Raw genomic sequence first — 18,369 nt, forward strand, 5'->3', positions numbered from 1 at the left:
GCGCAAGAAGTTAGATCGTTGTAGACAGGATCGCCGGCGAGCCGGCTTCTACAAAGTAGCGCACGGCCTGCCGGCGATGCTGTTAAAGCGCTTTGACGTCGATGATTTCCACGTCGAAGGTCAAGGTCTTGCCAGCCAGCGGGTGGTTGAAGTCGACGGTGACTTGAGCATCATCGAAGGCTTTGACCACACCCGGCAACTCAGTATTCGCCGCGTCATTGAAGATCACCAGCAAGCCTTCCGACAGCTCCATGTCCTGGAACTGCGAACGCGGGATGACCTGCACATTCTGCGGGTTAGGTTGACCAAAAGCGTTTTCCGGCTCGACGGTCAAGTGACGCTTGTCACCGGCCTTGAATCCGAACAGCGCCGCCTCGAACCCTGGAAGCAGGTTGCCATCGCCGACTTTGAAGGTCGCCGGGGCCTTGTCGAAAGTACTGTCTACCGTATCGCCGTTCTCCAGGCGCAATGCGAAGTGCAACGTGACTTCCGTGTTCTGACCGATGCGTTGCTCAGTCAATACCTGCTCAGTCATGAACGGTTTCTCCGGTTTTCTTGCTCTTGAACATATCCAGGGCCAGCATCACCGCCCCAACGCTAATGGCGCTGTCGGCGAAGTTGAATGCCGGGAAGTACCAGCGGTTCTGCCAGTGCACCAGAATGAAATCGATCACATGCCCCAGGGCGATGCGGTCATACAGGTTACCCAGAGCCCCGCCCAGCACCAGGGCCAAGGCGATGGCCAACCAGGTTTCATTGCGCCCCAGGCGCTTGAGCCAGACCACCAGCACGGCGCTGACCGCAATTGCGATCAGGGCGAACAGCCAACGCTGCCAGCCGGAGCTGTCGGCGAGGAAGCTGAAGGCGGCGCCGGTGTTGTAGGCCAGGGTCCAGCTGAAGTAATCCGGGATCACCACAATCTGCTGGTACATGCTCAGCGCGTTTTCAAAGTGCAGCTTGCTGGCCTGGTCAATGACCAGAACCAGCACGCTCAACCACAGCCAGCCCAGACGGCCGAAACGGCCTGCGGCGTTAGGCATAGTGACGGACCTCGCCTACGCCGCTGATGTTGTCGACACAACGACCGCAGATTTCCGGGTGCTCAGGGTTCACCCCGACGTCTTCACGGCAGTGCCAGCAACGGGCGCACTTGGGGAAGGCCGACTTGACGACTTTGAGCTTCAGACCCGGTACCTCGGTAACCACGGCGTCCGCTGGCGCCTGGGCAAACGGTGCCAGGCTGGCGGTCGAGGTGATCAGCACGAAACGCAGTTCGTTGCTCAGCTTGGCCAGGTCGGCGCTCAGACCATCCTCGGCAAACAGGGTGACCTCGGCTTGCAGGTTGCCACCGACGGCCTTGGCCGCACGCTGAACTTCCAGTTCCTTGTTCACTGCAACTTTGACCGCCATCACGCCTTCCCAGTACTCGCGGCCCAATTCGAAGTCGGCTGGCAATTCGGTCAGGCCTTCGTACCAGGTGTTGAGCATTACAGACTCGTTACGCTCGCCCGGCAGGTATTCCCACAGTTCATCGGCGGTGAAGGCCAGGATCGGCGCGATCCAGCGCACCAGCGCCTCGGAGATGTGGTACAGCGCGGTCTGCGCCGAGCGGCGCGCCTTGCTGTTGGCGCCGGTGGTGTACTGGCGGTCCTTGATGATGTCGAGGTAGAAACCGCCCAGCTCCTGCACACAGAAGTTGTGGATCTTCGAGTACACGTTCCAGAAGCGGTATTCGCCGTAGTGTTCCTGCAACTCGCGCTGCAGCAACAGGGTACGGTCCACGGCCCAACGATCCAGGGCGAGCATGTCCTCGGCCGGCAGGATGTCGGTGGCCGGGTTGAAACCGGTCAGGTTAGACAGCAGGAAGCGTGCGGTATTGCGGATACGCCGGTAGGCGTCGGCGCTGCGTGCCAGGATCTGGTCCGACACGGCGATTTCGCCCGAGTAATCGGTCGAAGCCACCCACAGACGCATGATGTCGGCGCCCAAGGTGTCGTTGATCTTTTTCGGCTCGATCACGTTCTTCAGCGACTTGGACATCTTGCGGCCCGTCTCGTCGACGGTGAAACCGTGGGTCAGCAGTTCACGGTACGGCGCGTGGTTGTCGATGGCACAACCGGTCAGCAACGACGAGTGGAACCAGCCGCGGTGTTGGTCCGAGCCTTCCAGGTACAGGTCGGCACGCGGGCCGTCCACGTGGCCCATCGGGTGCGACCCGCGCAGCACGTGCCAGTGAGTGGTGCCGGAGTCGAACCACACGTCAAGGGTGTCGCTGATCTTGTCGTACTGCGGCGCTTCGTCGCCCAGCAGCTCGGCGGCGTCCAGCTTGAACCAGGCTTCGATGCCTTCCTGTTCAACACGCTGGGCCACTTCTTCCATCAGCTCGACGGTGCGTGGGTGCAGTTCCCCGCTTTCCTTGCTCAGGAAGAACGGGATCGGCACGCCCCAGTTGCGCTGGCGGGAAATGCACCAGTCCGGACGGTTGGCAATCATCGAATGCAGGCGCGCCTGGCCCCAGGCCGGGACGAACTTGGTGTCTTCGATCGCTTTGAGCGAGCGCGCACGCAGGGTGTCGCCGCTGACCGGCTCTTTATCCATGCCGATGAACCACTGCGCGGTGGCACGGTAAATCAACGGACTCTTGTGCCGCCAGCAGTGCATGTAGCTGTGCTTGATCGTCTCCGATTGCACCAGTGCGCCGACTTCGCGCAGCTTCTCGATGATCGACGGGTCGGCCTTGAAGATGAACTGGCCGCCGAAGAACTCCAGCGATGGCACGTAAACACCATTGCTCTGCACCGGGTTGATGATGTCGTCATTCACCATGCCGTACTGCTTGCAGATGACAAAGTCGTCCACACCGTAGGCAGGCGAGCAGTGAACAATGCCGGTACCCGAACCCAGTTCCACGTAGTCGGCCAGGTACACCGGCGACAGACGGTCATAGAACGGGTGACGGAAGTTGATCAGTTCCAACGCGGTGCCGGTGGTGGTAGCGATCACCGAGCCTTGCAGTTCGTAGCGAGCCAGGCACGCCTCGACCATTTCTTCTGCCAGCACCAGCAGGCGATCACCAACGTCCACCAGCGCGTAGGTGAACTCCGGGTGCACGTTCAGCGCCTGGTTGGCCGGGATGGTCCATGGGGTGGTGGTCCAGATCACGATGGCCGCCGGTTTGGGCAGGCTTGCCATGCCAAAGGCCTCCGCCAGCTTGACGTCGTCGGCGACCGGGAAGGCCACATCGATGGTCGAAGACTTCTTGTCTTCGTACTCGACTTCCGCTTCGGCCAGGGCCGAACCGCAGTCGAAGCACCAGTTCACAGGCTTGAGGCCCTTGAACACGAAACCGCCCTTGACGATTTCGGCCAAGGCACGGATTTCACCGGCCTCGTTCTTGAAGTTCATAGTCTTGTAGGGGTTGTCCCATTCGCCCAACACGCCCAGACGGATGAACTCGGCCTTCTGCCCCTCGATCTGCTCGGTGGCGTAGGTACGGCACAGTTCGCGGGTTTTATCCGCGCCCAGGTTCTTGCCGTAGGTCACTTCGACTTTGTGCTCGATCGGCAGGCCGTGGCAGTCCCAGCCCGGAACATAAGGTGCGTCGAAACCCGACAGGGTTTTCGAGCGCAGGATCATGTCCTTGAGAATCTTGTTCAGCGCATGACCGATATGAATCGTGCCGTTGGCATAAGGAGGGCCGTCGTGCAGGACGAACTTCGGACGATCCTTGCCAATCTCGCGCAACTTTCCGTACAGGCCAATGCTGTCCCAACGCTGCAGAATCTGTGGTTCGCGCTGAGGCAGGCCGGCCTTCATTGGGAAGGCGGTGTCCGGAAGGTTTAACGTGGCTTTATAGTCGGTCATTTAAGGCTCTTCATTAGCGATTGGCGCTATGGATACGTGCCACTTGGGCACGGGCGGCGGCAACATCCGCATTGATCGCCGTCTTCAACGCCTCCAGGGAGGCGAAACGCTGCTCTTCTCGCAGCTTGTGGTGGAAAACCACCGTCAAACGCCGGTCATACAGATCGCCGGCAAAATCTAAAAGATGAACTTCAAGGTGGGCTTTGCCGTCACCTGCGACCGTGGGGCGGACACCAATATTGGCAACGCCCGGCCAGGTCTTGCCGTCGATTTCGACGCTCACCAGGTACACCCCGGAAAGCGGCACGCGACGGCGTTTCAATTGCACATTGGCAGTGGGTGTACCCAACTGGCGCGCCAGTTTCTGTCCATGCAGGACCCGCCCGGCAATTCGGTACGGGCGGCCGAGCAGACGCTCAGCCAACGCAAAGTCGGCCGCAGCCAAGGCGTTACGGACCTGGGTGCTGCTAACCCGCAAACCATCCAGTTCAACCGTCTGTGCAGCCTCGACGGTAAACCCGCGACGGGCACCGGCTTGCTCAAGAAACTCGAAGTCACCGAGCCGATCACAACCGAAACGGAAGTCATCACCGACTTCCAAATGCTGCACCCCCAGGCCGTCGACCAGGATTCGCTCGACGAACTCACTGGCACTGAGCTTGCTCAGGCGCTGGTTGAAGGCCAGACACAACACTCGATCGACGCCCTCTTGCGCCAGCAACTGCAGCTTGTCACGCAGGCGAGCCAAACGCGCCGGAGCGGTTTGCGGAGCGAAGAACTCCCGAGGCTGCGGCTCGAAAATCACCACGCAGCTGGGCACGCCCAACTCGAGCGCACGCTCACGTAGACGACCCAGGATGGCCTGGTGACCACGGTGAACACCGTCAAAGTTGCCAATAGTGGCGACGCAGCCCCGATGCTGGGGGCGCAGATTGTGGAGGCCTCGAACCAGCTGCATAACGCGCTTCTTGCTCATAAAGTGGCCGATTATAACCACACCCGGCGGCCGACGACAGGCAGCACCATAACCCAAAGTGATCGAACCGACAAAACCGATGTCCGCCCCGTGCCGATGACTAAAATGTCGTCAGCTCAAGGCTTTGCGATTGAAGTGATGCAAACGGAAACCCAATAGCGCCAACATGCCGAAATACACCACCACGCCAGCCACCACCAGAGCCCCTAAACGCAAGAAGCGCTGGAGCATGTGCCCCTGATCCCAGGCGGGCATGAACTGCATCAACCCCAGCAGCACCGCCGACATCACCGCCACCGCCACCAACAGCTTCAGCGCAAACAGCCCCCAGCCCGGTTGCGGCTGAAACATCTCCTGCTTACGCAGTTGATAAAACAGTAAGCCCGCATTGATACAAGCTCCGACGCTGATGGCCAAAGCCAGCCCCGCATGCTTCAAGGCCCCGATGAATGCCAGGTTGAGCAGTTGAGTGACGATCAGCGTAAAGATGGCGATTTTCACCGGCGTGCGAATGTTTTGCTGGGCATAAAAGCCCGGCGCCAAGACCTTGATCACAATAATCCCCAGCAAGCCCACGGCATAAGCCACCAGCGCACGCTGAGTCATGGCTGCGTCAAAGGCGCTGAATTCACCGTATTGAAACAGCGAGACTGTCAGCGGCTCGGCAAGGATCCCCAGCGCCAGGGAGCACGGCAGCACCAGGATGAAACACAAACGCAGCCCCCAGTCGAGAATTCGCGAGTACTCGTGGCGATCCTTGCTGGCGTAGGTCTTGGCCAGAGTCGGCAACAAAATAGTGCCCAACGCCACCCCCAGCACGCCGGACGGCAACTCCATCAAGCGGTCGGCGTAGTACATCCAGGACACCGACCCGGCCACCAGGAACGAAGCGAAGATAGTGTTGATGATCAGCGAAATCTGGCTGACAGAGACCCCAAGGATTGCCGGCAACATCTGTTTCATCACGCGCCAGACGCCGGTGTCCCGCAGATTCAAACGTGGCAGCACCAGCATGCCAACCTTCTTCAGGTGCGGCAGCTGATAAAGCAATTGCGCCAGACCACCGGCCAGCACCGCCCATCCCAGCGCCATCACTGGCGGATCGAAATACGGTGTCAGGAACAGTGCAAAGATAATCATGCTGACGTTAAGCAGGGTCGGCACGAAGGCTGGCACCGAGAATCGGTTCCAGGTATTGAGAATCGCCCCGGCCAGCGAGGACAGCGAAATCAGCAATATATAAGGAAAGGTCACCCGCAGCAGGTCAGAGGTCAGGGCGAACTTTTCCGGGGAGTCGACGAACCCCGGAGCCGTAGCCCAGATCACCCAAGGCGCGAAAAGAATACCCAAGGTCGTGACCAGCGCCAGAACCAGAGTCAGCAAGCCTGAGACATAGGCAATAAAGGTACGCGTCGCCTCTTCTCCCTGCTGGCTCTTGTACTCGGCCAGGATCGGCACAAAGGCCTGAGAGAACGCACCTTCAGCAAAGATCCGCCGCAACAGATTAGGCAACTTGAAGGCAATGAAGAAGGCATCCGTGGCCATTCCAGCACCGAAAGTGCGCGCGATGATGGTGTCACGCACAAACCCCAACACCCGGGAAAGCATGGTGATGGAGCTAACGGCAGCCAACGATTTGAGCAGGTTCATGAAAAGGTTTTGCGCCTTGTAGATAAACAGCAGGCGAACAGACACCCACTTATGCGATACTCCGCGCCGCAACAGCACAGAGCCAAAGCTCGCGAGTTTACAGGTCAAGCGCCGGAAATAAATATCCCGCCTCTTCAGATCGACCACTCAGCGGAACGCATCACCTGCCCTTGACAAGACTTCAACTCATCGGCATGATTCGCGGCCTATTTTGTTTGCTATTTCCCAAAAAGTCTTTCGAGGAGCTCGACGGTGGCCAACACACCTTCCGCCAAAAAACGTGCAAAACAGGCTGAGAAGCGTCGCAGCCACAACGCCAGCCTGCGTTCCATGGTTCGTACCTACATCAAGAATGTAGTTAAAGCCATCGACGCCAAAGACGCTGAAAAAGCGCAAGCTGCTTATGTTCTGGCCGTGCCAGTTATCGACCGCATGGCCGATAAAGGCATCATCCACAAGAACAAAGCTGCTCGCCATAAAGGTCGTCTGAATGGCCACATCAAGGCGCTGAACCTTGCTGCTGCAGCCTAAGCGACACGCTTGTTAAAAAACCGACCCAAGGGTCGGTTTTTTATTGCCTGCGATTTACACCTCGACAAGCCAGCCTCAACAGACACCAGCTCGCCGATGCTCAGCACATTACTGGTGCGGCCAAGGCAGAATCGGAATAGCCGTTACCGCATTCTGCGGACTCCCCTCGATCAAGCGATCGCTATAGACCAGATACACCAAGGTGTTGCGCCTCTTATCAAGAAAACGCACCACCTGCATGGTCTTGAACACCAACGACGTGCGCTCCTTGAACACCTCATCACCATCCTTGAGCTCACTCTTGAACTCAATCGGCCCCACCTGACGACAAGCAATGGAGGCCTCGGCACGATCTTCCGCCAAACCCAGCCCACCCTTGAGACCACCCGTCTTGGCCCGAGACAGATAACAGGTCACGCCACTAACCTTGGGGTCGTCGAAAGCCTCGACCACAATGCGGTCGTTCGGCCCGACAAACTTGAATACCGTGGACACCTGGCCGATCTCCTCGGCCGACACCATCATCGGCATCGCAACAAGCAAACCCAACAACCCTTTCACTAAACGCATTCGTTTTTCCTTAAGCCACTTACACCAGAATCAGATTGTCGCGGTGAACGAGCTCCGGCTCAGCCATATAACCCAGCACACTGACAATCGCATCAGAGGACTGACCGATGATCTTCTGCGCCTCAAGGGCACTGTAGTTGGCCAACCCACGAGCGATCTCACGCCCATCCGGAGCCACGCACACCACCATCTCGCCCCGCCGGAACCCCCCCTGGACCTGCTTGACACCCACCGGCAACAAGCTTTTGTTGCCCTGTGACAAGGCTGACACCGCACCAGCATCCAGCACCAAAGTGCCTCGCGTCTGCAAATGCCCAGCCAGCCACTGCTTGCGAGCCGCCAACATGCCACGCTCCGGCGACAGCAAAGTACCAATGCGCTCGCCTGCCTTCAGGCGATCCAACACCCGCTCCAGACGCCCGCCGACAATAATCGTATGCGCCCCGGAACGCGCCGCCAGGCGCGCCGCTCGCAGCTTGGTCTGCATGCCGCCACGCCCCAACGCACCACCCGTGCCACCGGCCACCGCATCCAGCGCCGGATCATCAGCCCGCGCTTCATATATCAACTGAGCATTGGGATTGTTACGCGGATCAGCATCGAACATACCGTCGCGATCGGTCAGAATCACCAACAAGTCGGCCTCCACCAGATTGGCCACCAGCGCCGCCAGAGTATCGTTATCACCGAAACGGATCTCATCGGTCACCACGGTGTCGTTCTCATTGATCACCGGGATCACCTTGAGCTCCACCAGCGCCCGCAACGTACTGCGCGCATTAAGGTAACGCTTGCGATCCGACAGGTCGTCATGCGTCAAAAGGATCTGCGCAGTGTGCCGGTCATGCTCAGCAAAGCTCGACTCCCAAGCCTGCACCAAACCCATCTGGCCAATGGCTGCGGCCGCCTGCAATTCATGCATCGCACTCGGTCGTGCGGTCCACCCCAAACGACTCATACCCGCCGCCACAGCACCAGAGGAAACCAATACCAACTCGACCCCCGCCTCATGCAAGGCCACCATCTGCTCGACCCACACACCCATCGCCGCGCGATCCAGCCCCTTGCCATCCGCCGTCAGCAGTGCACTGCCGATCTTCACGACCCAGCGTTGCGCCCCCGTCACCTTGCTCCGCATCTTATTCAACCCTGGCTTGAGGACGCGCGACCGAGCGCGCCCATAACGTTATTCCTGGCTACGTTTCTTGAACTGCGAGTTTTCCAGATACTAAAACGCCGCTCATTGAGCGGCGCTTGTAGTTTACTGCAACGAATCAGTCGCGGACGTAAATGATTTCCGGTCCATCCTCATCATCCACATCCTCCTCATCCCAGTCATCGTCGCCGATGTCATGGACACTCTTCACACCACTGCGACGCAGGGCGCGCTGATCGTCCAGCGCCTGCAACTGGGCGCGCGCCTCATCTTCGATGCGCTGATCCAGCTCGGCCAGTTCGTCAGCATAGGCCGGGTCGGCCGCCAGACGATCAGCACGATCTTCCAGATAACGCATGATGTCGCGGCTCAGGCGCTCGGTGCCGTCCTTGGAAATGGCCGAAATCACGTACACCGGACCAGTCCACTCCAGGCGATCAACGATCTCCTTGACGCGCTCTTCGCGCTCCTCCTCAAGGATCTGGTCACTTTTGTTCAACACCAGCCAACGCTCACGCTCCGCCAGAGACGGACTGAACTTGACCAGCTCATTGACAATGACTTCCGCTGCGTCCGCTGGACTGCTTTCATCCAACGGCGCCATGTCCACCAGGTGCAGCAGGATGCGCGTGCGCGCCAAGTGCTTGAGGAAGCGAATCCCCAGACCCGCACCATCGGAAGCACCTTCGATCAGCCCCGGAATATCGGCAACCACAAAGCTCTTCCAGCGATCAACACTGACCACCCCCAGATTCGGCACCAGGGTCGTAAACGGGTAATCAGCCACTTTCGGCTTGGCCGCAGAAACCGAACGGATAAAGGTGCTTTTGCCCGCATTCGGCAAGCCCAGCAACCCAACGTCCGCCAGCACTTTAAGCTCCAGCTTGAGGTCACGCTGCTCGCCCGGCTTACCTGGCGTGGTCTGACGCGGCGCACGGTTGGTACTGGATTTGAACCGGGTGTTACCCAGACCGTGCCAGCCACCCTGCACCACCATCAAACGCTGCCCTGCCTTGGTCAGATCACCAATGACCTCCTGAGTGCTGGCATCAATGATGGTGGTGCCAACCGGAACCCGCAGCTCCAGATCTTCACCCTTCTTGCCGGTGCAGTCGGTGCTGCCGCCGTTGGAACCGCGCTCAGCATCGAAGTGCCGAGTGTAACGGTAGTCCACCAAGGTATTGAGGTTCTCGTCAGCGATCATATAGATCGAGCCGCCATCGCCCCCATCCCCCCCATTGGGACCACCGTTTTCAATGAACTTTTCCCGACGGAAACTCATGCAGCCATTACCACCGTCGCCAGCTTTTACTCGAATCGAAACTTCATCAACAAACTTCATGTTCAAACGCCTCTCACCGCATGGGCGAGCTGAAAAACACTAAGACATAAGACTCTTGCAAAAATGAGCGCAGCGACCTCAATCAACGACCGAAACATCCAACGCTGGCAGCTCGTACAAACAGTTTTGCAAGAGACTCATCCCACAAACGAAAAAGCCCCGTCGCGAGACAGGGCTTTTCCAGCGACCGCGCAATTAAGCTGCGACGACGCTCACGTAACGACGACCAAAGGCGCCTTTTACTTCAAACTTGATCACGCCTTCGATTTTCGCGAAGAGGGTGTGATCTTTACCCATGCCAACGCCGTAACCAGCGTGGAATTGGGTGCCGCGCTGACGCACGATGATGTTGCCGGCCTTGATGACCTGGCCGCCATACATCTTCACGCCAAGGCGTTTGGCTTCTGAGTCGCGACCGTTACGGGTACTACCACCAGCTTTTTTGTGTGCCATGAGTTCAATTCTCCTAGTGAGGAATTAGGCTGAAATTAAGCCTGAATACCGGTGATTTTGATCTCGGTGAACCACTGGCGGTGGCCCATACGCTTCATGTGGTGCTTACGGCGACGGAACTTGATGATGCGGACTTTATCGTGACGACCTTGGGAGATCACTTCAGCCTTGACGGTTGCGCCAGCAACAACAGGTGCACCGATGTTCACGTCGTCGCCGTTGGCGACCAACAGAACGCGGTCAAAAGTCACGGATTCGCCAGTAGCGACTTCCAGTTTTTCGATCTTCAGGTATTCACCTTCAGCGACCTTGTATTGCTTACCGCCGGTAACGATTACTGCGTACATGGTATTTCTCCGATAATCCTGCTCACCCAGCTCTTTATAAGAAGAGGTATTGGCTGGCATGGCTGCATGGGGCTGGAACGGCCCAAGTGCAATTGCGTAAGGCAGGTGCTGCCCAGGAAGTTCAGGGTGCGCGATTGTACGCAAGGCACAATAGCGATGCAAGTGCCGTTCAGGCGGCGCAGAGTCCCGCCGGGGCCGCGCCTTGACACCTGCGGACGCGGGTCCTAGCATGCCGCGCAACCCTTCTGGAGCACCTGTCGCTGATGCAACCCCAAGCTTTCTACCGCGCGGTGGCGGACGACTTTAGCGCCGTCGACGGCATCATCAAGAAACAGTTGACTTCCCGAGTGCCGCTGGTTTCGAAAATCGGCGACTACATCACCTCGGCTGGAGGCAAGCGCCTGCGCCCGCTGCTGGTGTTGCTATGCGGCAAGGCACTGGGGCGCGAAGGCGACGACCTGCGCCTGCTGGCCGCCACCATCGAGTTTCTGCACACCGCCACCCTGCTGCACGACGACGTGGTGGACATGTCCGGCATGCGCCGGGGCCGCTCCACCGCCAACGCCATGTGGGGCAATGCGCCCAGCGTGCTAGTGGGCGACTTCCTGTATTCGCGCTCCTTCGAAATGATGGTTGAACTGGGCTCGATGCAAGTTATGCGCATCCTGTCCCAGGCCACACGAATCATCGCTGAAGGCGAAGTCCTGCAGCTGTCCAAAGTACGTGATGCCAGCACCACCGAAGAAACCTACATGGAAGTCATTCGCGGCAAAACTGCGATGCTCTTCGAGGCCTCGACCCACAGCGCCGCCGCCCTGGCCGGCGCGACGCCGGAACAGGCCGAGGCCCTGCGCACCTTTGGTGATCATCTGGGCGTGGCCTTCCAACTGGTGGACGACCTGCTGGACTACCGTGGCGACGCCGAGACCCTGGGCAAGAACGTCGGTGACGATCTGGCCGAAGGCAAGCCTACCCTGCCGCTGATCTACACCATGCGCGAAGGCACTGCGGAACAGGCTGCACTGGTTCGCCAGGCCATCCAGAAAGGCGGTATCGAAGACCTGGAAAGCATCCGCGCCGCGGTTGAAGCTTCAGGCTCCCTGGAGTACACCGCGCAACTGGCACGCGACTATGTCGCTCGCGCCATCACCTGCCTGGAAGCCCTGCCACCCAGCGAATACCGTGATGCTCTGGTTGAGCTGAGCGAATTCGCCGTCGCTCGCACCCACTAAACGCTCCGGCTCCTGCTGACTGCAGGAGCCGTTTTGCCGACAACGCGCCTCGCCGCCACCTGCCCAACAAAACCCTATACAATGTGCGACTTTTAGCCATCCTGACTTTGAGGAGCTTAAGTGAGCACTTTGCCACCCTGCCCAAAATGCAATTCCGAATACACCTACGAGGACGGCACCCAGCTGATCTGCCCTGAGTGCGCCCACGAGTGGTCCGCCAGCGGCGAAGCCGAAGCCGCATCCGATGAAGCCGTGAAAAAAGACTCCGTCGGCAACGTGCTGCAAGACGGCGACACCATCACCGTGATCAAGGACCTCAAGGTCAAGGGCACGTCGCTGGTGGTCAAGGTTGGCACCAAGGTCAAGAACATCCGCCTGTGCGATGGCGACCACGATATCGACTGCAAGATCGATGGCATCGGCCCGATGAAACTCAAATCCGAGTTCGTCCGCAAGGTCTGACGCCTGCACCCTCTCGCGCCCGCCGCGAGAGGGTCTGCACCTCCCGCCCCGCCTGATCCAAACACTGGCTAGCAAAAAGCCAGCCGATTTGATCGAAAACAATTTCCACACAGAAAAAAGCAGAATCCGCCAATAGGCACTTGCTATTCATTGAATAAGAATTATTCTCATTGAACCCCTATTCAAGGAGATGACGACCATGACTTATTTGATTGATGCCTGGCTGGACCGCCCACACCCTTACCTGCGAATCCTGCATAGGGAAACCGGGGAAGTCTGCGCCGTATTGGAAGAAGAAGCCCTGAACGAGCTGCAGGACCAGGGAGATCTCGACCTGAACGGTCTGAGCTCCAGCGAACCGCTGGTGCTCAAGGAGTTGGTGCGCAACTTGTTTTTGTTCTGCTACGCCAGAGCCTTGCGGCCGACCGGCACCGATGGCCAAAGCCTGAGCGCAAAGATCCGTCTATGAAAGCAAAACCGATCAAGGGGCAAGCGGACTGGCGATGACAAACCGCGAACGCAATATGTACTTCGCGAGCCCGCTGGCTCCTTACGGGTTACAGAACGTCCAGCAACTCGACGTCGAACACCAGAACACTGTGCGGTGGAATGCTGCCCACGCCCTGCGCGCCGTAGGCCAGTTCGCTCGGCACATACAGACGCCATTTGCTACCGGCATTCATCAGCTGCAGTGCTTCGGTCCAGCCTGCGATCACGCCGCCAACCGGGAATTCAGCCGGCTGACCGCGCTCGTAGGAGCTGTCGAACACAGTGCCGTCGATCAGGGTGCCGTGGTAGTGAGTACGCACGCTGTCTTCACGGGAAGGCTTGGCGCCCTCGCCCTGAGTCAGCACTTCAAACTGCAGGCCCGAAGCCAGCGTGGTAATACCTTCGCGCTTAGCGTTTTCCGCCAGGAATGCCAGGCCGGCACCGGCAGCCGCTTCGGCTTTGGCGGCGGCTTCAGCCTGCATGATTTCGCGGATGACTTTGAAGCTGGCGGACATCTCTTCCTGGCCCACACGGCTTGGCTTACCGGCGAATGCGTCGGTCAGACCGGCCAGGATCGCGTCCAGGCTGACACCCGGTGGCGGGTTGTCGCGCAGTTGGTCACCCAGCTGACGGCCAATACCGTAGCTGACGCGGGTTTCGTCGGTGGACAGATTTACTTCGGACATGACACTGCTCCGCTGTGCGAACGGCCCGGGAAAGGCCGTAGCAACACAGCGCCTTCCGGAGCGCCCGGAATCAAAAGGGCGAGCAGACTAGCACAGAAGTTCGGCGATAATCAGCGCAACCCCGGCACTACCAGCTGGAGTGCATGGTGATCGGCACTTTCAGGCTTTCTTCGGCACTGGCGGACAAACCACACATCTCGTCATGCACCGAGGTGTGAATCAGATGGAATGGCAGCTTGGGAAAGGATTGCAGCACCTCACGGGCATGCTCCACCGAACGCAGGTGAAACATCTGCCCCTGGGCATCGCTCAAGGGATAAGCCGCGCCGTGCATTCGGGCCTCAAGCAGATAGATTCCGCCTTCCAGGGAAATCAGATTCAGTTCGTCGACTTTTCCGGCAATGGCGTGAGCATTCATTTCCTGCAGATTCATACGTGCACCTTATGCGTTAGAACCAGCGCCCCCTAAAGGGATATTCCTAGTCCGAGAAAAGCACAAGACACAAGCAACGCCGCCCGTCCGTTTCGCAACGGCGGGCGGCAATCATTCAACCCGCAAGGCGCATCAATGTTTGGTCAGTTTGTCCAGGTAACCCATGGCAAACGCCGACAGCACAAAGGTCATGTGAATCACCACATACCACAACAGGTATTCGGTAGGGGTGTTCTTAGCGTCCATGAACACCCGCAACAAGTGAATCGATGAGATCGCCACGATCGACGCCGCCACCTTCATCTTCAGTGACGAGGAGTCCATTTTTCCCAGCCAGCTGAGCTTCTCCTTGTCCTCATCGATGTCCAGTTGAGACACAAAGTTCTCGTAGCCGGAAATCATCACCATCACCAGCAAGCCGCCCACCAGCGCCATGTCAATCAACGACAGCAGGACCAGGATCAGGTCGGACTCGGCCATGGAAAACACATTGGGGATAACGTGAAAGACTTCCTGGAAGAACTTCAGTGCCAGCGCCAGTAGACCCAGGGACAAACCGAAGTAGATCGGCGCCAGCAGCCAGCGCGAGGCATACATCGTATTTTCGATAAAACGTTCCATTGAATCTCGCACTCGGATAAAAAACGGCGGCGAGTATATCAGCGTGCCAAACGCCCATAAACCAAAGGCAAGCGCCCGACTCGCGGGGACGACAGCTCCTCGCAACCGGAACAACGCGGACGATTTGCCCCTGGCCTCCCCCTTTGCCGAAGGACTGGCGCTCACCCCAAAGCGCGTCTATGCCAAGGACGACAGCGCTCAGTACCTGAAAAGAGACTCTGTCGGTAGCCGCAGCCCCCGAGCCACGGCCCGCGTTGTTCAATGCGCACGATTTCTATGGCCAGCCCAGCCCATTGCAGAGCCACGAGCGCAGAGCGCTGAACACCGTCGAACACGGTTTCGAGGTCAGACTCGACGAAGCTGGCCCCGCGCTCACCCTCTGATCGGAATCAGTACTGAAAGTGACCGGTGCTGTGCACCCGCTCACCGTTGATCTGACGCAGTTGGGCTTGCAGATGCAGGCACCAGATCTGCGGATCATCGGCCAGTTGATAGCCGTGAGTGGTCAGGCTTTCGACAATCGAGTCAAGGATCGACTCTGCGGCCACCGGGCCACAGAACGGTCCCTGGGACTTGACGGCTGAAGGTTGTTCACCGGCCATTCCGGCGGCGAAGAGAAGGGTCCACATACCGTTGTCCCCCGCCAGTGGGCGGACGCTGCATTCGATACGGGTGACCAGGCCAAGGCATTGGCGAGTGAGGCAAAGGTTGCGCAACATGGCGGCGACCCTCGGTAAATCCACTATTCAGCCTTCAGTAGGAGGCTGTTTCGATCCCGCGACGTCTGTCGTTCTCCTTGCCCTGAGAATAGAAGAAAAGCTCGAGAAACAAAGTTGCCCCCACCAACAAGCGCTGAATGGTCTACTTTTAAAAATTGGCGCCGGCTCACTGACACCCAACAGCGAGGGCCAGGGCCCCCGCTATTGGCAAAACTCAAGCCGGTTTAGTTTCTGTCAGCGCCTCTTGCGCCTGTTCCTTTTCCGCCTCTTTCAGATCCTCTTCGCTGATCATCTCGGCAATCACTCGCAGACGTTCCACCACCCGGGCGTTAACGCTGCCCTCGGGAAACTGTCCTTCGGCATCCGGCTCACCGGCTGGCTCCCCCACCAGCAGACTCAGGGCTTCATCGGCCTGACGCACGGCGTAGACGTGGAACTGCCCGGCACGCACCGCCTGCAGCACCTTCTCATCGAGCATCAAGGTGGCAACGTTGGCCTGAGGAATGATCGCCCCTTGCTCTCCCGTCAACCCACGGGCTTCGCACAGGCGGAAGAAACCTTCAATCTTCTCGTTGACCCCGCCCACCGCCTGCACTTCACCGAACTGATTGATCGAGCCGGTGATCGCAAAACACTGCTTGAGCGGCGTTTTCGACAATGCCGAAATCAGCGTGCAGGCCTCACCCAGCGAAGCACTGTCACCGTCCACATAACCGTAGGACTGCTCCAGGGCAATGCTCGCGGAAATTGCCAGAGGGAATTCCTGGGCATAACGACTGCCCAGGTAACCCGTGAGGATCATCACCCCCTTGGAGTGAATCGGCTGGCCCAGATTGACCTCTCGCTCGATGTCGACGATACCGCTGCCTCCGGGATAGACCGTGGCGGAAATCCGCGCCGGCACGCCGAACGCCGAATCCCCCACTTCCAGTACCGTCAGGCCGTTGCACTTGCCCACGGCAGCGCCGTCGGTGTCGATCAGGATAATGCCGGCCAGCATGTCATCCAGGATTCGCGCCGATACCCGACCGGTGCGGGTGGCCTTGGCCTTGAGCGCACGCTCGATGTGCCCCGCGTCGGTCATCTCGTCCGACGCCAGGTGCCGGATGAAGTCCGCCTCGCTGACCAACTGGAACAAGTCACCGATCCGCGCCGACAGACGCCCCTGGTGTTCCGCCAGTCGCGCACTGTAGGTAGCCAGACGCGCCACCGCATCAGCGGTCAGCGGCGCCATCCCCTCCTCCGAGGTACGGGTTTTCAGCAACTGGGCAAACTGCTCCAGGCTTTCATCCACCATCGGAATGTCTTCGTCGAAGTCCACCAGCACCCGGAACATCTCCTGGAAGTCTGGATCCAGGTCCTGCAGCGTGTAGTAAAGCTGGCGCGCGCCAATGATGACGACCTTGACCTGCAGCGGGATCATCTCCGGCGTCAGGGTCACTGTGGCCAGACGGCCCATCTCGCCCAGAGGCGACTCCATCTTCAGCTTGCGCGACTGCAAGGCACGCTTGAGGGCGTCCCAGACAAAGGGCTCGCTGAGCATTTTCTCGGCTTCCAGAATCAGGAAGCCACCATTGGCCCGGTGCAAGGCCCCTGGACGCAGTTGCCGATACGTGGTGTAGAGCGCGCCCTGATCGGTGCTGTACTCGATCCGGCCGAACAGGTTGTCGTAGGTCGGATGCGGCTCGAACACCACCGGCGCGCCGCCACTGGCCGGGTGGCCCACCACCAGGCTTGGGCAGTACTGTTCTTCCAGCAGCTTGCGGGCCGCGGCATCGGTCTTGCTGTCGTCCACCAGTTGCTCGACCACGGTCTTCAGCAGGTACACCTGCATGGCCTGCAAGTAACCGCAGACACCGGCGTTCTCGGCATATTTCTCGGACAGAGGGGCGAGCAATGGCTGCAAGGCGAGCGTGATGGTTTCTTCATTGAGCTGACGCAGTTGATTGTTGGATTCGCGCTTCCACTGCGGCAGGCTCGCCAACTCCTCGTTGAGCCGCTCTTCCAGGGCGGAAATGTCCTCGTGAAAGCGCTCACGATCAGACTCGGGCAGTTGTGCGAATTCGGCCTCATCCAGCGCCTTGCCTTCGAACATCGGGGTAAAGGCGATATTGCTGCTGTCACGGTACAGCGCCACGCCCTTTTCCAGGGCCAGGCGTTCAATCACATCCAGGGCGCGGTCGTAACGCTGGTTGAAGGCGCGATCGATAGCGCTCTTCTTCTGCTGGTAGGAGGGATGTTCGAAGACCGCCGGAAAGGTCGCCAGCAGGTTATCGATCAGCGCATTGATATCGGTGATGAAATGACCCGCAGCACCGGCCGGCAGCTCCAGCGCACGGGGCTCGCGAGGCTCGTCGAAGTTGTTGACGTAGACCCAGTCGGACGGGGTTTGCAGGCGCTTGCCTTCGGCTTTCAGGTAGCGCTTGACGAAAGAAAAGCGGCCAGTACCCGGCTCGCCCATGACAAATACGTTGTAACCGGGACGCGGCATGGCCACGCCAAACTGCAGGGCCTCAACCGCACGTTCCTGGCCTAGCACACCGCGAAAGGGCTCCAAATCATTGGTGGTCGAGAAGCTGAACTGTTCAGCAGAGAAAGGACGTGTCAGCGCATCAGGCGCTAGACGCAAGCTGGCAGCAACAGGATCAGGCATCGGGCTTCCTTACATCAGGCGGGGCAGATGGCGGCATTCTGGCGCCGGGTATGCCCGGCTGGCAAGGCGCGCCTCAGGGGAAAGCGTAGACAAACCAGGCGCCCCCCCACCTAGCGGAGTAAAACCGGCTTGTAAAAAAATACGGAACCCATGGAACGTGCCTAAACTCCAAACTGCGCGGCTGG

Annotated in this window: 19 protein-coding genes; 4 read left to right on the plus strand and 15 right to left on the minus strand. The window is 59.0% G+C overall.

Annotated elements, in window-relative coordinates; all coding sequences use genetic code 11:
- Window positions 1-82: 82 nt before the first annotated feature.
- The 5 genes from fkpB to murJ all read right to left on the minus strand — a co-directional run bounded on the left by fkpB (window position 83) and on the right by murJ (window position 6,490).
- A complete protein-coding gene (gene fkpB / locus PLD_RS00210; protein ID WP_159888809.1) occupies window positions 83-535 on the minus strand; it encodes an FKBP-type peptidyl-prolyl cis-trans isomerase in 453 nt (150 codons plus the stop codon).
- The gene (gene lspA / locus PLD_RS00215) at window positions 528-1,040 is read right to left on the minus strand and encodes a signal peptidase II (protein WP_159888810.1); all 513 of its coding nucleotides are present in this window, start codon (window positions 1,038-1,040) and stop codon (window positions 528-530) included. Before lspA ends, fkpB begins: the two co-directional genes overlap by 8 nt.
- Window positions 1,033-3,864: an isoleucine--tRNA ligase gene (gene ileS / locus PLD_RS00220; RefSeq protein ID WP_159888811.1), complete on the minus strand. Its 2,832-nt coding sequence runs from the start codon at window positions 3,862-3,864 to the stop codon at window positions 1,033-1,035. Before ileS ends, lspA begins: the two co-directional genes overlap by 8 nt.
- A gap of 13 nt (window positions 3,865-3,877) precedes the next feature.
- On the minus strand, window positions 3,878-4,822 hold the full coding sequence (gene ribF / locus PLD_RS00225; RefSeq protein WP_178116096.1) for a bifunctional riboflavin kinase/FAD synthetase: 945 nt from the start codon (window positions 4,820-4,822) through the stop codon (window positions 3,878-3,880).
- A 129-nt stretch (window positions 4,823-4,951) separates the two neighbouring features.
- Window positions 4,952-6,490 carry a murein biosynthesis integral membrane protein MurJ gene (murJ, locus tag PLD_RS00230; RefSeq protein ID WP_159888813.1) on the minus strand — a complete coding sequence of 513 codons (1,539 nt, stop codon included), beginning with the start codon at window positions 6,488-6,490 and terminating at the stop codon, window positions 4,952-4,954.
- A gap of 252 nt (window positions 6,491-6,742) precedes the next feature.
- Here murJ and rpsT point away from each other — a divergent pair, with 252 nt between their 5' ends.
- The gene (gene rpsT / locus PLD_RS00235; RefSeq protein WP_003215870.1) at window positions 6,743-7,021 is read left to right on the plus strand and encodes a 30S ribosomal protein S20; all 279 of its coding nucleotides are present in this window, start codon (window positions 6,743-6,745) and stop codon (window positions 7,019-7,021) included.
- A gap of 108 nt (window positions 7,022-7,129) precedes the next feature.
- Here rpsT and PLD_RS00240 read toward each other — a convergent pair whose 3' ends face one another.
- From PLD_RS00240 to rplU, 5 genes are all read right to left on the minus strand, one after another.
- Window positions 7,130-7,591, minus strand: coding sequence for a CreA family protein (locus PLD_RS00240; RefSeq protein ID WP_159888814.1), 462 nt, complete (start codon window positions 7,589-7,591; stop codon window positions 7,130-7,132).
- 19 nt (window positions 7,592-7,610) lie between these two features.
- Window positions 7,611-8,729, minus strand: a complete 1,119-nt coding sequence (proB, locus tag PLD_RS00245; protein ID WP_159888816.1) for a glutamate 5-kinase — start codon at window positions 8,727-8,729, stop codon at window positions 7,611-7,613.
- Window positions 8,730-8,865: 136 nt separating this feature from the next.
- Window positions 8,866-10,089: an Obg family GTPase CgtA gene (gene cgtA, locus PLD_RS00250; protein ID WP_159888817.1), complete on the minus strand. Its 1,224-nt coding sequence runs from the start codon at window positions 10,087-10,089 to the stop codon at window positions 8,866-8,868.
- A 195-nt stretch (window positions 10,090-10,284) separates the two neighbouring features.
- Window positions 10,285-10,542 carry a 50S ribosomal protein L27 gene (gene rpmA / locus PLD_RS00255; RefSeq protein ID WP_003228360.1) on the minus strand — a complete coding sequence of 86 codons (258 nt, stop codon included), beginning with the start codon at window positions 10,540-10,542 and terminating at the stop codon, window positions 10,285-10,287.
- Window positions 10,543-10,577: 35 nt separating this feature from the next.
- Entirely contained in the window at window positions 10,578-10,889 is a 312-nt protein-coding gene (gene rplU / locus PLD_RS00260) for a 50S ribosomal protein L21 (RefSeq protein WP_003228361.1), read from the minus strand.
- Window positions 10,890-11,152: 263 nt separating this feature from the next.
- Here rplU and PLD_RS00265 point away from each other — a divergent pair, with 263 nt between their 5' ends.
- The 3 genes from PLD_RS00265 (at window position 11,153) to PLD_RS00275 (ending at window position 13,052) form a co-directional block, all read left to right on the plus strand.
- Entirely contained in the window at window positions 11,153-12,121 is a 969-nt protein-coding gene (locus PLD_RS00265) for a polyprenyl synthetase family protein (RefSeq protein WP_159888819.1), read from the plus strand.
- 120 nt (window positions 12,122-12,241) lie between these two features.
- Window positions 12,242-12,583 carry a zinc ribbon domain-containing protein YjdM gene (locus PLD_RS00270; protein WP_016967028.1) on the plus strand — a complete coding sequence of 114 codons (342 nt, stop codon included), beginning with the start codon at window positions 12,242-12,244 and terminating at the stop codon, window positions 12,581-12,583.
- A gap of 199 nt (window positions 12,584-12,782) precedes the next feature.
- Entirely contained in the window at window positions 12,783-13,052 is a 270-nt protein-coding gene (locus tag PLD_RS00275; RefSeq protein WP_015637094.1) for a hypothetical protein, read from the plus strand.
- Window positions 13,053-13,140: 88 nt separating this feature from the next.
- Here the strand turns inward: PLD_RS00275 and PLD_RS00280 are convergent, their stop codons facing one another.
- The 5 genes from PLD_RS00280 to PLD_RS00300 form a co-directional block, all read right to left on the minus strand.
- On the minus strand, window positions 13,141-13,758 hold the full coding sequence (locus PLD_RS00280) for an FKBP-type peptidyl-prolyl cis-trans isomerase (RefSeq protein ID WP_007924751.1): 618 nt from the start codon (window positions 13,756-13,758) through the stop codon (window positions 13,141-13,143).
- A 127-nt stretch (window positions 13,759-13,885) separates the two neighbouring features.
- Complete coding sequence (locus PLD_RS00285) at window positions 13,886-14,191, minus strand: DUF6482 family protein (RefSeq protein ID WP_159888820.1); 306 nt, start codon at window positions 14,189-14,191, stop codon at window positions 13,886-13,888.
- Window positions 14,192-14,323: 132 nt separating this feature from the next.
- Complete coding sequence (locus tag PLD_RS00290) at window positions 14,324-14,812, minus strand: TIGR00645 family protein (RefSeq protein ID WP_159888821.1); 489 nt, start codon at window positions 14,810-14,812, stop codon at window positions 14,324-14,326.
- Window positions 14,813-15,201: 389 nt separating this feature from the next.
- The gene (locus PLD_RS00295; protein ID WP_159888822.1) at window positions 15,202-15,531 is read right to left on the minus strand and encodes a hypothetical protein; all 330 of its coding nucleotides are present in this window, start codon (window positions 15,529-15,531) and stop codon (window positions 15,202-15,204) included.
- 214 nt (window positions 15,532-15,745) lie between these two features.
- A complete protein-coding gene (locus PLD_RS00300) occupies window positions 15,746-18,184 on the minus strand; it encodes a Lon protease family protein (protein ID WP_159888823.1) in 2,439 nt (812 codons plus the stop codon).
- Window positions 18,185-18,369: the final 185 nt, after the last annotated feature.

This window comes from Pseudomonas sp. LD120 (assembly GCF_009861525.1).
Lineage (GTDB): Bacteria > Pseudomonadota > Gammaproteobacteria > Pseudomonadales > Pseudomonadaceae > Aquipseudomonas.